Here is a 13,498-nt window from a genome sequence, read left to right as displayed (position 1 = left end):
CCAGCAACAGGGTGTCTTGGCTCCTCCATAACCGCATACTACACCATGTGGTCGGTTGAGTAAAGTGCATACCCACTTAGTTTTAAAAGATAAGAATCAAAGATTTGCGTTGAATTCGTGTTCGGGATTTAGTAAGTTAATCCCTGAATTTTGCACCAAATTGCTCCTAAACGCACATAGTAACCATGGAACCTTATAACTACAGAGCTGAAAAGGAGTCTAAAAACACCTTGTTTTTACCAAATGGGTAAAATTCCATTTTTTTAAAATACGCAAACACAGAATAGACAGGGCTTTCCAGCCGCCTTCTCAGGGCCAATAAAATCAGGGCTTTACAAATAGTCGAAATTCGACAGGTTTACAACCATTTGATAATTTAACTAAAATTATCCGTGCAAAAATTTTCGGATCTTCTCCAAATTAGTTGGAGTCAAAAAAGGTAAAATAGTGGGCCAGCAACCAAAACAGAATGGGCATCCGGTACCTCTAAAGGGTATTTGTTTAATCTGCAAAGAAAAACAATATCCAAAGGAGGCCCGCAATGTCCGTACCCACTATAGCACCTTATTTTCCCTTTCGTCGAATCAAAATTATCAACCAGGACGTTACGCCCGACGCCGATGCGGCTCATATCCAGATTCAACCCGACAAGCGGTTTGTACCGATTTGCCATGGGTGTGGTTTCACGGCCGCCGCCGTTCACAGCTGGACCCGGCGCCGGGTCAGAGATCTGAACATAGCTGCGGCCCAAGTATGGCTCGACTGCCGCTACCGCAAAATATTTTGTCCCCACTGCCAGGGTATCCATATCGAAGATCTGGAACTTTTTCATCCGTACTTACGTGTAACCTGCCGGATGGCCCGTTACATATACCAGCTCTGTCAATATATGACCGTTTCGGAAGTGGCCCGGCACTTGGATCTGGATTGGAAAACGGTCAAGGACATCGACAAATATTATTTGGAGCGCGACTTTGGCCAGCCGGATTTAAACGGACTGAGCATTCTGGCCGTGGACGAGATCTCCATACGCAAAGGCCACCGCTATCTGACCGTCGTGCTGGATTATCGTAGCGGGCGAGTGGTCTTTGTCGGAAAAGACCGCAGGGCTAAAACGTTGGAGAGCTTCTTCGACCAGCTCAACGACCAGCAGCTTGACGGCATCAAAGCCGTGGTGATGGATATGTGGAATCCGTTCATCAAGGCCGTTAAAAAAAAGTGCCTCAAGCGAAAATCGTATTCGACCTTTTCCATGTGGTCGCCAATTTCAGCCGGGTTATCGATAAAGTACGCAATAGCGAGTATCGAAAAGCCGGCAAAGCCGATAAGGCCGTTTATAAAGGCAGCCGGTATCTGTTGTTAAAGAACCGTGAAAATATCAAAACTCAGGAGCAGCGACAACACCTTAAAGAACTGCTTGAGCTTAACGAAACCATCAATACGGTCATGATCCTCAAGGACAAGCTCAAAGACATCTGGACTTATCGATCAAGGCCCTGGGCGACCAAGGCGCTGGACTCGTGGTGCGCATTGGCCCAATCCTTAAACAATCGCTCTGTGAATGCCTTTACCCGGATGCTGAACCGATATCGATATGGCATTCTAAATCACTGCGCCTACCCGATCAGTACCGGCAGACTCGAAGGGGTTAATAACAAAATAAAGGTCATTAAGCGTAAAGCTTATGGATTCCATGACCTGCGGTACTTTACGTTGAAAATTTATCAAAGTTTCTCCAACTAATTTGGAGAAGAACCAAATTTTCTTGCACGAGATTTTATAAAACAATGCAAAATTCAGGTAATCATATGAAAAAAATTTCTCATGACATAAAAGACGAATCAATAGAAGCTAAAGTTCGTTGGTTCCGATCCCTTCCTCTGTCCGAAAGGATGGAAATATTCTGCAGCTACACGGACCTGGCCTTGGAAATAAAACCTGATTTGGCAGGAAAGAAAGATGCTCAACCGGTTAAAGGACGTGTTCTCATCCTTCAAGAAACATGAAGTCAAATATGTTGTTATCGGCGGTATCGCAGCTGTCCTTTATGGAATACCCAGAGCGACATTTGACTTAGATGTACTTATCGAATCCACCCCCGATAATGCTCAACGCCTGATCGATGCCCTCTTAGACGCCGGTATGGGCACAGCAGCACTTACCAATGCAGATGACATCCTATCGAATGAAATAACCATCTTTAAAGACCGAGTTCGCATTGACGTTCAGACATCGACCCCCGGCTTGCTTTTCCATGACGCTTGGAGTCATTGCACGGTAATGGAATATCAGGGACAATCATTTTACGTTGCCTCGCGCGAAGATTTAATTTCCTCAAAAAAGGCTTCAGGTAGAGAAGTGGACCTTGAAGATGTAAGATTGTTACAACTTCCATCCGAAACGGATGAAGCATAAAATTTCATTTGTTACACCAATTTAGGGACGGTCTTGAGACTAGGCGTTTCTTTCAAACCTCATAAGGCCAAGGACGCTTCATATGCCTCGTAAAGCCCGCATCGACGCTGCCGGCGCCCTGCACCACATCATCTGCCGCGGCATCGAAAAGACCGACATTTTTAGGGACGACATCGACAGGAACAATTTTGTCGATCGCCTCGGCCAAATCCTATCTGAAACCAACACCCCCTGTTTTGCCTGGGCGCTGCTGCCGAACCACTTTCACCTGCTGCTCAGAACCGGCGAAACCCCGACCTCTATAATTATGAGACGCCTTTTAACCGGTTATGCAGTCAGCTTCAATCGGCGGCACCAGCGGCATGGCCATCTGTTTCAGAATCGATTCAAGTCGATACTATGCCAGGAAGATTCCTATCTTTTGGAACTCGTGCGATACATCCACCTCAACCCGCTGCGGGCAAAAGTCGTAACGACTCTTGAGGAGTTGGATCGATTCCCCTACTGCGGTCATAGCAGCCTGATGGGCTACGAAAAGAACCGGTGGCAGGATGCGGGCTATATTTTATCTTTTTTCGGCAAACGCGTGACTGCATCACGCAGACAGTATCGGAACTTCGCTTCAAAGGCTGTCGGCCTTGGACGGAATGCGAACTTAACCGGCGGCGGGCTGGTGAGAAGTTCCGGCGGCTGGGAGCGTCTCAAATCATCTCGAAGAAGACGGGTGCACTTGAAAGGCGATGAACGGATATTGGGCGACAGTGATTTTGTCGAATCGGTGTTGGACAAGGCGGAAGAAAAGATGGTGCGAAAGTACCGGCTTGCTGATCGCGGTTATGACTTTGATACAGCGGTTCATCGCACTGCCGAGTTGTTTGAAATGAGTGCCGGAGAGATCCTGCTGCCGGGCAAACAGCCAAATCGCGTCAAAGCCCGTAGCCTGCTGTGTTTCTGGGCAGTAAAAGAACTCGGCATCAGCAGCCTTATGGTGGCCGCAAAGCTGGGGATCAGCCAGTCGGCCGTCAGCCGGGCGGTGCAACGGGGAGCGCAGTTGGCGACTGCAAATAATTTTCCTTTAGAAAATGACTAGAAACGCACAATTTCATGACCGTCCCCTCTTTTTCCTAAAAGCAATGAGACCATCTTGGCAAACAGGACTTTTCCCGAATTAGTTTTATTTGCTTTTTTGGTTATTATCTATTAATAATACTATAAATAAGTTAGCTCGCTCCCATGCTTGAATTGAACCATTACGGAGGGGAAATGGACCCGCAGCATCCACCTGACAGATTTAACAATCGGGGGTTTACGCTGATTGAAATAATGGTCGTGATCGTTATATTGGGCATCCTGGCCGGACTCATCGTTCCCCGGATCATGGGCCGCCCGGATGAAGCCCGGCAGATGAAGGCCAAAATCCAGATTGAAAGCATCGAAACCGCCCTGAAACTCTATAAGCTCGACAACGGATCCTATCCCGGAACGGAACAGGGGCTGCAGGCACTGGTGGAGCAGCCCGCCACCGGCAACATCCCCGCCAAATGGCGGGAAGGCGGATATCTGGAAAAAGGCAAGCTGCCCAAAGACCCCTGGGGAAACGATTTTGTGTATCTGTCCCCCGGCGTTCACGGCGAGTTTGATATTGTTTCATACGGCGCCGACGGCGTCCCCGGCGGTGACGGGAAAAATATGGACATCAATAGTTGGGAAATTGAATAGCCCTTGGACGCCTTTCGAAAATCCCGTACGCGGGGGGACCTGGGGCATCCTCGACTTTTGCAACAACAGGGTAGCCTTTCCTCAATACGGTTTTATCATCCATACCCGAATGCCTCTAACGAAAAAAAACAGCGGTTATACGCTGATTGAACTGGTGGTGGTCATCTCGCTCATCAGCATCATGTTGTTTTTTGCCATTCCCCGGTTTCACGACACGGTCTTAACCGACAATACCAAAAAATTTTCCCGCTGGCTCATTACCACAGTCCGAAGTTTAAAAGCAGCGGCAGTCCGCGATCAGAAACGTTACAATTTAAATGTCGATCTTGATGCCGGCAAATTATGGGTAACCAGCGACGGCATGTCTGAAGAAGAACGCCAAACGGCCGAGAATGCCGGTTACAGTCTTCCGGAGGATGTCCGTATTATCGACATGGAATTTCCGTTTAAGGGAAAAATCACCGGCGGGCAGGTTGAAATCAGCTTTTACAAGGCCGATTATTCCGACAAGGTCATGATCCATATTGAAAACAGCAGCCGCAAGCAAATGTCATTTTTAATCGAACCGTTCCTCTCCGGAGTCAAACTCTATGAAAAATACGTCGGATTTGAAATCTGAGCGCGTATTCCCGGGGGGACCCGTTTACTTTCGATCCTGCCGGGGATTTACCCTCCTTGAAATCATGGTGGCGGTGGCCATCATGGCGATCGTGCTGATCAGCGTTTATAAACTGCATGCCCAGACCATTTCCATGAACGGCAGCGCCCGTTTTTACACGACAGCGCCGCTCCTGGCGCAACGCACGGTGGCAGAAATTGGAGCGTTTCCCGACAGTCGGCGGGTATCTGTAGCCGGTGATTTCGGGGATGAATTTCCCGGGTACAGCCGGCAGGTCTCTATCGACGACGTCAGCACTGAGATATTCGGCAGCGCCGCCAAGGATTTAAAGAAAATAGAGGTGACAATATCGTTTAACCGTAACGAATTCGTTTATACATTAAGAACTTATTCAATATTGCAGGAACCATAGAAGCTATCTCAAAAATGCCTTTTGGCCCAATATCTGCGTTGGGTTCTCGTTTCAAGTCCTCGACATACTTGAGTATGCGTGTCGAAGATCCCGACAACAGGCGGGGCGGGTTGAAACTCGGCCCCGCCTTAATCTTGAACCAAAATTCTATTTTTGAGATGGCTTCTAATACATATTTTCATAAATACGTTAACGTTCTAAAATCCCTCCCGTCCTCCCTTTGTCAAAGGGGGCAAGGGGGATTTTTCAGGAAGGTGTCATAAAATATGGGTTGTAGAATACATAAGCGAATTTACGAAAGCGTGTACTTGGCAACTATGCCGACACCCGGACGTTTTAATCCGAATTTTCTCAAAAGAAAAAAGAGTTGCTCAAGAGGGTTCACGCTTGTCGAAATCTTAATATCGATCTTCATCTTCAGCGTGCTCGTAACGACGATTTTCGGTTCCTATAATTTTATATTTTCTTCGACCGACGCTTTGGACAGCGGCATGGCAGTATACGAACCGGCCCGCAATTGTCTCAACCGGATGACTTTTGATCTGCAGGCTGTCTATGTCACATTCCCACCGGCATACACCCCGCCGGGGCCGGACGCATCCTCCGATATCTATCGCTTTTTTGCTGAAATGGATACTATTGGCGGTACATCCTTTTCCAGGCTTCGATTTACTTCGCTGGCGCATGTCGCTTTTGAGAAAAACCGGCAGGAAGGCATTGCTGAAATCGTTTATTACGTTCAGCCCGGCGATAACGGGACGTTTATCCTGCGCCGCTCCGACACCCTCTATCCGTATGAACCCTTCCGGGAAAAACACAGCGATCCGGTTTTATGTGAAAATCTCAAATCTTTGAAATTCACCTATTACGACGCTGAAGGAGCCGACACTGATCATTGGGATTCCGATTCCGACGAGTATAAATACGCCACTCCCCGGGCGGTCGGCATTCAGCTTGAACTCGGCAACGGATCATCTTCACAGCAGTTTGCAACTCTGGTGACCCTGCCGGCATACCGGCTAAAATCGGAATAAGATTTGAAAATGAAGAAAACCGTATGGTCGAATAACCGCGGCATCGCCCTTTTGATTACCATCAGCATCATTACGGTGCTTATTGCCGGGGTGCTGGAGTGGAACCGCAAGGTGCGCACATCCGTGGTGGTGTCGGCCACCGCCCGCGACCGGGTGACCCTGTCATACATGGCAGCTTCGGGGGTCCATGCCGCCATGGCCATGTTGATTAAAGATAGAACAGATTCGGACCCGGACTCCCTGCAGGAAGACTGGGCCAATCCTGAAAAAATAGATGAAGCAATCCGTCAAATCCCATTTGAAAATGGCGCCGTTACGTTTAAAATAACCGATGAACGCTCTAAAATCCAGATCAACGCCCTGGTTCAATTTCCCGAAGGGCAGCAGTTCAACGAAGCCCAACGGGAGCTGTGGGACCGGTTTTTAAGGCTTCTCCCCGCTCCGGATAGTTACCAGGAAGATACGGATCCCAACGCGATTATCAATTCCATCAAGGACTGGCTCGACTCGGGCGATGATGAGGCCATCACCGGCCTGAGCGGCGCCGAATCCGGATATTATCAGGGACTACAGCCGCCCTATCCTTGTCGAAACGGACCCTTTTATCATCTGGGCGAGCTTGCGCTCGTCAAGGGGGTGACAACGGACCTTTTAAATGGTGCCGGGGGGATACCCGGAATTTCCCAGTATGTAACGGTTCATGGCATCACCAGCACGGAAGAAAAAAAAATCACCTTTGAGGGTAAAATAAATATCAATACCGCAGAGCTTCCGGTCTTGACGGCCCTGCTGCCGGCCGACAGCGGGGAAATTGCCCAGGCTATTTATGACTATCGTCTGGAAACCAATGATCAGGCATATATTCACGATCTTTCAAGACCCGACTGGTATCAGAATGTTCCCGGCGCCGGTGGTATTCAAATCGACCCCGACCTGATAACCACCCAAAGCGACATCTTCAGAATTGATGCCGACGCCAGCCTGCAGGACATGAAAATCAGGGTGACCGCCGTCGTAGAGAGGGAAAAAGATAAAAAAACCGGGCGCTGGGTATGTAGCGTCTTGAATTGGCAAACAAAATAATATATATGGAATTACATGAAATTTAAACCCTGCAGTTCTATAAACCATGTGACAAGGTTTGGAAATGAGCAGAAAAATTCTGGGGCTCGATATCCGTAAAGAGGCCGTAACCGCTGTTTTGCTGCAAAGCAAAATAAAGGGGATGTCCATCGAAGCACACGCGTACAGCCCCATATCGGAACCGAATGGAATAAAACAGGGTGTTTCCGATTGCATCAGCAGCCTGATGAAACAGGCGGACATTTCCGGCGCCAGCTGTATCGCCGCCTATCCTTCCGAAAACATATTTTACCGGAACATTCGCGTCCCTTTTAAGGCGCCCAAAAAAATAAAGCAGATCCTTCCTTATGAGCTTGAGCCCACCTTACCGCTCCCTGTGGAGGACCTGATTATCGACTTTCACATACCCGGTTTGAGCAATCAAAACAGTCATTCGGGCCTCCTGGCTGCGGCAGCAGAAACATCCGAACTGAAATCATTCATGCAAACACTCGCCGAGTCTAAACTGGTTCCGACGGTGCTGGCTGCGGGCGGCTATAGCACGGCGTTTCACGTTGCCAGAACAAAAAAGATTCCGGATGTCTGTTTGTTTATAGATATGGGGCTCAAAAATTGCGGACTTTTTGTGATCATTTCAGGCTGGGTCTGCTACGCCCGCTCTTTTTCATTGCGCACCGGGAGTTCAGATAGGGCCACCCTTATTTGCAATCACGCCAAGCAGACCCTTGCCGCTGTAAAAGAAATTCTACAAATGGAGATTATTGCCGGCGGTGTTTTGATAACGGGTTGCGGAGTGGAAGATAAATCCATTTTAGGCAATATTGCCCAAAACCTGGAAATTCCCGTTACCGCTATGGACCTGGCAAGGCTGTCGGACGTGACCGTAAAAAATATTGCTGTGAATGAATGGAAGCCGCTTCGGATGGACAATGCCTTGGCGCTGGCCCTCAATGACCTCGAAAGTCTTCCGGTTTTAAATTTTCGCAAAGGCCCCTTTGCTCCCAGGAAACTCTGGGTTGAGCACAAAAAATATTTCATTCAGACCGGGATACTGGCTGGTGTAATTGCATCCTTTGCCTTTATGGATATCGTTATTGACAACTATTTCATGGGTAAAAAGGTAGACCGGCTGAATGCCCAGACAACCCAAATTTTTAGATCGACCTTCCCGGATATCCAGAAGATTGTGGACCCGGTGCAGCAAATGCGGGTGGAAATTCAAAACACGAAAAAACAAACCATTTCCACTGAATCTCCGCAAAAAAACGTCCGCAATATTGACATCCTCTATGACATCAGCACGTTGATTCCCGATGATGTGGATGTTGAATTGAATCGGATTGTGATTGGACCGGGCAGTGTCCAAATCTCTGGTTATACGGACACGTTTAATTCGGTAAACAATTTTCAGCGAAAGCTGCAGGGCGGCAAACTTTTTAAAACGGTCACGATCAATTCGGCCAATATTGAAAAAACAGAAAACCGGGTAAATTTTAAATTGAACCTCCAGCTTTGATGGTCTCGTAAAAAGTCGAAAACGAGCTTTTATCGTCATTCCCGCGAAAGCGGGAATCCAGTAATTTCAGATGGTTCTGGATGCCTGTCTTCGCAGGCATGACGCAATTTAGGACTTTTTACGAATGTGTCAGCTTTAGGCGGGAGCGTTATGCAAAGGCCTCCCGGGATGATGCAGCGCAGCATGTTGGAACACCTGATAAAGTAACGGCAACACGATATGAAGGCAACACTCAATAAACGCGAAAAATATGCAATCGGCGCCGCCGCTGCTTTTTTATGTCTGTTTATCATCGTACAGTTTGTTCTTTTCCCCATGATCGACAAACGGGACCGCCTCAACAGGCTGATTAATGTAAAAACAAAGACAATAGAAGAAATGCTGGCACTCAAATCCGAATACGATACCGTCGTTGCCCACATCGATTTTTCAAAAAGTCGGCTGTCGAAAAGACAAAAAGGATTTACCCTTTTTTCTTTTTTGGATGAACTCGCCGGTGAAACCAATATCAAAAATAAAATAAAATACATGAAGCCGTCCAGCACCTCCCAGAAGGACGGTCCCCTTAAACTGTCACTGGTGGAAATGAAGCTCGAAGCGGTCACTTTAAAACAGCTGACCGCCTATCTGCATCGCGTTGAAACTTCGGAAAACACCGTGTTTGTCAAGAGAATCAGCATATCAAAAGCAGACAAACCGCCGGGAACGATCGATGCCGTCTTGCAGGTGGAAACCTACGAGATTTAAAATTTGAGACCGTTGTGCCGTCTTTTCCGGCATCAAGGATAGAGACCATGACACCGAACAAAATTCGTTTTTTTTATATCCTTTATATTGTGGCAGTCACGGCTTTCTTTCTTTACTGGCTGTTTCCCGATAGCGCCGTCCGGAGCTATTTGAGTTTCAGATTAAAAAGCGCCAATCCGGATTTTAATTTGACCCTTGTTCAGGCAAAACCGACCTTTCCGCCGGGCCTGAAGTTGGAAAAGATGAATATTTCCCACAAAAACATGCCGGTTCTCGATATTGCCGAACTCAAAATCGGGCCCGACTTAAGATCCTTATTCAGTCCAGGGAATACGTTCCTTTTCAAAGCTGACCTTTACGGCGGAACGATCAAAGGCCGACTCGATCTGAACCCGAAAGCGCCGAATCATGCGGTTGTATTGAATTCTGCCATAACCGGCATTCAGATCGGCAGCAGTGCCGGTTTAGAGCGTCTGCTCAAGCGAAAAATATCCGGCACGCTCGGGGGAACCGTTCAATTTGAAAGCCGCGAAGGAGGCGCCGGAGTTGTATCGGCCGGGTTGAACCTTTCAGATGCTAAAGTTGAAATCCTGGCGTCTGTTTTTGGCATGGAGCACCTGTCATTTAAGAATATTTCCGCCGATATCACGGCCGCGGGGAAAAATGTCCGGATTAAAACGGGCATCATCCGAGGGGACCAAATTGACGGGAAATTTAACGGAACGGTTGAATTAACGGAGCCAATCAGCAAAAGTATTTTAGACCTGTCCGGATCCTTCAGACCGCATCACCAATTTCTGGCGGATCTAAGGAAAAGGCTCCCGGTGAATTTTTTGTCTAAAAAAAGAACCGATAACAACGAATTCCCGGTTCAGTTTGCCGGAACTATCGACAGCCCTGTGTTTTCCCTGAATTAGAGCAACATTCTTTCGGCTGTCTTGACGAAACCAGATGAAGCGATATATCACTTTAATAAATCTTATCTTAATTGCAATTGTGATCCATTATGGCGTAAACAGCTTCTATAAGATCGCAATCCTAAAATTGGATGTCTCCGACGTTGCCGCAGCAGCCCGCAAAAAGACATCTCCGGTTGAAAGTGAGGCCTTCCAACCCATGGCCTACTATCAACCCATTTTTGAACGTCATCTTTTCGGCAAAGAGCCTGAAACAAACCTCAAGCCGGAACAGATTCAAATCGACGCGCTGAAACAAACGGAGCTTAAGCTTAAACTCTGGGGAACCGTCATCGGCGGCAATAACCAGACGTATGCGGTAATTGAATCCGACCGGGCGGGTCAGAATCTTTACCGTGCGGGCGATGCGATTCAAAATGCCACCATAAAAATGATTTTAAGAGAAAAGGTTGTTTTAAATATAAACGGTCAAGACGAAATTCTGGAAATGGAAAAGCTGCTGGCTGCCACCGGCGCCAGACCGTCCCCAATCCAAACAGCGGTTTCAGTGCCCCAGAACATCTCAATTAATCGTTCCCAGCTCGAAGGTGCAGTTCAAAACCCGAATCAACTGTTACAGGAGATTAGAATACGCCCCCATTTTGAAAAAGGAAAACTGGACGGTTTAACCATTACCGCGATCAAACCCGATTCCATCTTCAGGAAAATGGGGCTGGTCAGCGGCGATATTCTCACCAGTGTCGATGGCGAAAAAATAGAATCGATGAACGATGCCCTCAAATTTTACGAAACCATCAAATCCGCCTCGGCCGTAAAACTGGATATCAAGCGCAGAGGCCAGATGCAAACCATAAACTACAATATTGAGCCGTAATAATGATTGAATTCAATATAAAAAGTTTCAGAAAACTTTTTAAACACAGGATTGAAAAATGAACCCATACTGCCGCCGCCTAAAAACAGCATGTTGCCTGTTGGCCTTATGCGCAATGCTGCTGACACTCGCATTGCCGTCACCCACAGGGGCCCAGGCAACTGTTCCTTCGACACCACCCTTACCGACAGGGGCTCAGTCTGCTGTTCCACCAACGCCGCCGTCTCCGCAACAGCCGGTTGTACCCGATAAAAACAGCGCGGATCGATTCGTCACCATTGATTTCAACAATGTCGATATCACGGTCTTTATTAAATTCATCAGCGAACTGACCGGGAAAAATTTTGTCGTGGACAATCGGGTAAAGGGGAATGTTACCATTATCTCCCCTGCTAAAATATCTCTCCAGGAAGCCTACAAAGTCTTTGAATCGGTTTTGGAAGTTCACGGCTTTGCCGCCGTACCGGCCGGCGAAGTGACTAAAATCATACCGGCCCCGGATGCGCGCACCAAAAACATTGAGACCAAGTTGCGCGAAGAAGCCGCTTCTCCGGATGATAAAGTTGTGACCCAGCTGATCCTGCTAAAATATGCCGACCCCGAGGATATCAAGCGATTATTTGCCCCTTTAATATCCAAAAACAGCGTCATCCTGGCCTATCCCCCCACCAACATGCTCATCGTTACGGATGTATATTCCAACATCCAGCGACTGATTCATATCTTGAAAGCCATCGACATTACCGGCATCGGCCGGGAAATTTCCGTCATTCCCCTGGAATATGCCGACGCTGCAAAGATAGAAAAAACCCTCGCAACCATTTTTAAAACCCCCCGGAGACCCCAACAGAAAGGCGCACCGGAAACGACCCTCCAACTGGTGGCCGATGAGCGCACCAACACCCTGGTGCTGCTTGCCAGCGAAGATGACACCCTCCGGATTAAACAGCTCATAAAGCTGCTTGACAAGGAAATCCCGAGGGGAAAAGAAAATATCCGCGTCGTCTATCTGGAAAATGCCACGGCTGAAGAACTGGTCAAAGTCCTCCAGGAAATTCCCAAAAAAAAGGATGCGCCTGCCCAAGGGAAACCGAAATCCCCGGTGATTTCCGAAAAAGTCAAGATGACGGCCGATAAGGCCACCAACAGCCTGATCATCATGGCGGAAAAAGATGATTTTGCAATCATCGAAGAGGTCATCAAAAAACTAGATATCCCCCGTGCAATGGTTTATATTGAATCGCTCATTATGGAAGTCAATACTTCTAAGGATTTCCGCCTGGGAACCGAGTGGACTGTTGGGGGAGACACCAAATATAGCGGCCGAAGCGCAGCTTATGGCGGAGGATTCACAGGGGGGCCATTGGGAGGAGATCCCAGCACTATCGTCAGCACGCCCCTGCCGCCCGGGTTTTCTTTAGGCGTCCTGGGGGAAACGATCAGTATCGGCACCGGGATAGGAACCATATCTTTCCCCAGCATTGCAGCCGTGATCCAGGCATACAAAACGGACAAGGATGTTCACATCATTTCCACTCCCCAGATTCTCACCACGGACAACCAGGAAGCCAAAATCAGCGTCGGCAAGAATATCCCTTTTCAAACCCGATCAGCCGCTGAAAACGCTGCTGAGACCTATAGTTCCTTTGAGTATCGGGATGTTGCCAAGATATTAAAGATAACACCGCAAATCAGCAAAGACCGACAGGTTCGTCTGAACATTTCTTTAGAGGTCACCAGTCTGGAGTCAACGACTGATTTTCGCCCCACCACATTAAAGCGAACGATTGACACCACGGTCATTGTCAAAGACAACAACACCGTTGTTATCGGCGGCCTGATTGACGACACAACTACCAATACAGAAACCAAAGTTCCTTGTCTGGGTGATGTCCCCTTAATGGGGTGGCTGTTTAAATCCGCATCCAACGCCAACGAGAAAACCAACCTTTATGTATTTTTAACACCCAGAGTGATCAAAAGTCCGGCTGAAGCGGAAGCCATATACCAAATCAAAAAAGAGCAGCTTGATAAAATCGAAGAAGGCAACATCAAATTATACGAAAAAAATAAAAAAGAAGTCGGCACCGGTTCTGCCAAATAGGGCCGAAACGCATATTTTCTATATCTGTTTACCCTTTGATTAAGTGTTTCGACCTAAG

At 47.7% G+C, this 13,498-nt stretch carries 14 protein-coding genes; all 14 read left to right on the top strand.

The genetic code is table 11. The features are described 5' to 3' along the window. Positions 1-541 precede the first annotated feature (541 nt). The 14 genes from P1P89_05095 to gspD all read left to right on the top strand — a co-directional run bounded on the left by P1P89_05095 (position 542) and on the right by gspD (position 13,440). The gene (locus P1P89_05095) at positions 542-1,363 is read left to right on the top strand and encodes a transposase (protein ID MDF1590872.1); all 822 of its coding nucleotides are present in this window, start codon (positions 542-544) and stop codon (positions 1,361-1,363) included. Beyond that, positions 1,255-1,743: a transposase gene (locus P1P89_05090; GenBank protein MDF1590871.1), complete on the top strand. Its 489-nt coding sequence runs from the start codon at positions 1,255-1,257 to the stop codon at positions 1,741-1,743. The genes P1P89_05095 and P1P89_05090 overlap by 109 nt, the downstream gene beginning before the upstream one ends. A gap of 216 nt (positions 1,744-1,959) precedes the next feature. Continuing rightward, the gene (locus tag P1P89_05085; GenBank protein MDF1590870.1) at positions 1,960-2,415 is read left to right on the top strand and encodes a hypothetical protein; all 456 of its coding nucleotides are present in this window, start codon (positions 1,960-1,962) and stop codon (positions 2,413-2,415) included. An 82-nt stretch (positions 2,416-2,497) separates the two neighbouring features. Next, the gene (locus P1P89_05080; GenBank protein ID MDF1590869.1) at positions 2,498-3,505 is read left to right on the top strand and encodes a transposase; all 1,008 of its coding nucleotides are present in this window, start codon (positions 2,498-2,500) and stop codon (positions 3,503-3,505) included. Between the two features lie 173 nt (positions 3,506-3,678). Further along, positions 3,679-4,134 (top strand): type II secretion system major pseudopilin GspG, encoded by a 456-nt coding sequence (gspG, locus tag P1P89_05075; GenBank protein MDF1590868.1) that lies wholly within the window; start codon positions 3,679-3,681, stop codon positions 4,132-4,134. Positions 4,135-4,243: 109 nt separating this feature from the next. After that, positions 4,244-4,753, top strand: coding sequence for a type II secretion system protein (locus P1P89_05070; protein ID MDF1590867.1), 510 nt, complete (start codon positions 4,244-4,246; stop codon positions 4,751-4,753). Then, positions 4,725-5,165 carry a prepilin-type N-terminal cleavage/methylation domain-containing protein gene (locus P1P89_05065; protein ID MDF1590866.1) on the top strand — a complete coding sequence of 147 codons (441 nt, stop codon included), beginning with the start codon at positions 4,725-4,727 and terminating at the stop codon, positions 5,163-5,165. Before P1P89_05070 ends, P1P89_05065 begins: the two co-directional genes overlap by 29 nt. A 491-nt stretch (positions 5,166-5,656) precedes the next feature. Continuing rightward, on the top strand, positions 5,657-6,199 hold the full coding sequence (locus P1P89_05060) for a type II secretion system protein GspJ (GenBank protein ID MDF1590865.1): 543 nt from the start codon (positions 5,657-5,659) through the stop codon (positions 6,197-6,199). A gap of 9 nt (positions 6,200-6,208) precedes the next feature. Beyond that, a complete protein-coding gene (locus P1P89_05055; protein MDF1590864.1) occupies positions 6,209-7,282 on the top strand; it encodes a general secretion pathway protein GspK in 1,074 nt (357 codons plus the stop codon). Between the two features lie 64 nt (positions 7,283-7,346). Beyond that, a complete protein-coding gene (locus P1P89_05050) occupies positions 7,347-8,798 on the top strand; it encodes a PilN domain-containing protein (GenBank protein MDF1590863.1) in 1,452 nt (483 codons plus the stop codon). 219 nt (positions 8,799-9,017) lie between these two features. Further along, positions 9,018-9,545, top strand: coding sequence for a hypothetical protein (locus P1P89_05045; protein MDF1590862.1), 528 nt, complete (start codon positions 9,018-9,020; stop codon positions 9,543-9,545). A 47-nt stretch (positions 9,546-9,592) separates the two neighbouring features. Beyond that, positions 9,593-10,462 carry a type II secretion system protein GspN gene (gene gspN, locus P1P89_05040; protein MDF1590861.1) on the top strand — a complete coding sequence of 290 codons (870 nt, stop codon included), beginning with the start codon at positions 9,593-9,595 and terminating at the stop codon, positions 10,460-10,462. Between the two features lie 34 nt (positions 10,463-10,496). Continuing rightward, positions 10,497-11,336, top strand: a complete 840-nt coding sequence (locus tag P1P89_05035; protein MDF1590860.1) for a type II secretion system protein N — start codon at positions 10,497-10,499, stop codon at positions 11,334-11,336. Between the two features lie 58 nt (positions 11,337-11,394). After that, on the top strand, positions 11,395-13,440 hold the full coding sequence (gene gspD, locus P1P89_05030) for a type II secretion system secretin GspD (protein ID MDF1590859.1): 2,046 nt from the start codon (positions 11,395-11,397) through the stop codon (positions 13,438-13,440). The last annotated feature ends 58 nt before the right edge of the window (positions 13,441-13,498 follow it).

The organism is Desulfobacterales bacterium (assembly GCA_029211065.1).
In the GTDB taxonomy this organism is placed as follows: Bacteria; Desulfobacterota; Desulfobacteria; order Desulfobacterales; family JARGFK01; genus JARGFK01.
The sequence above is the reverse complement of the archived record's forward strand: the minus strand, read 5'-3'. Positions and strand labels throughout refer to the sequence as shown.

Coding starts and splice junctions, on each gene's coding strand:
- P1P89_05095 (MDF1590872.1), top strand. CDS start 542: ATGTCCGTACCCACTATAGCACCTTATTTTCCCTTTCGTCGAATCAAA.
- P1P89_05035 (MDF1590860.1), top strand. CDS start 10,497: ATGAAGCGATATATCACTTTAATAAATCTTATCTTAATTGCAATTGTG.
- gspD (MDF1590859.1), top strand. CDS start 11,395: ATGAACCCATACTGCCGCCGCCTAAAAACAGCATGTTGCCTGTTGGCC.
- P1P89_05050 (MDF1590863.1), top strand. CDS start 7,347: ATGAGCAGAAAAATTCTGGGGCTCGATATCCGTAAAGAGGCCGTAACC.
- P1P89_05055 (MDF1590864.1), top strand. CDS start 6,209: ATGAAGAAAACCGTATGGTCGAATAACCGCGGCATCGCCCTTTTGATT.
- P1P89_05070 (MDF1590867.1), top strand. CDS start 4,244: ATGCCTCTAACGAAAAAAAACAGCGGTTATACGCTGATTGAACTGGTG.
- P1P89_05045 (MDF1590862.1), top strand. CDS start 9,018: ATGAAGGCAACACTCAATAAACGCGAAAAATATGCAATCGGCGCCGCC.
- gspG (MDF1590868.1), top strand. CDS start 3,679: ATGGACCCGCAGCATCCACCTGACAGATTTAACAATCGGGGGTTTACG.
- gspN (MDF1590861.1), top strand. CDS start 9,593: ATGACACCGAACAAAATTCGTTTTTTTTATATCCTTTATATTGTGGCA.
- P1P89_05085 (MDF1590870.1), top strand. CDS start 1,960: ATGCTCAACCGGTTAAAGGACGTGTTCTCATCCTTCAAGAAACATGAA.
- P1P89_05060 (MDF1590865.1), top strand. CDS start 5,657: ATGGCAGTATACGAACCGGCCCGCAATTGTCTCAACCGGATGACTTTT.
- P1P89_05065 (MDF1590866.1), top strand. CDS start 4,725: ATGAAAAATACGTCGGATTTGAAATCTGAGCGCGTATTCCCGGGGGGA.
- P1P89_05080 (MDF1590869.1), top strand. CDS start 2,498: ATGCCTCGTAAAGCCCGCATCGACGCTGCCGGCGCCCTGCACCACATC.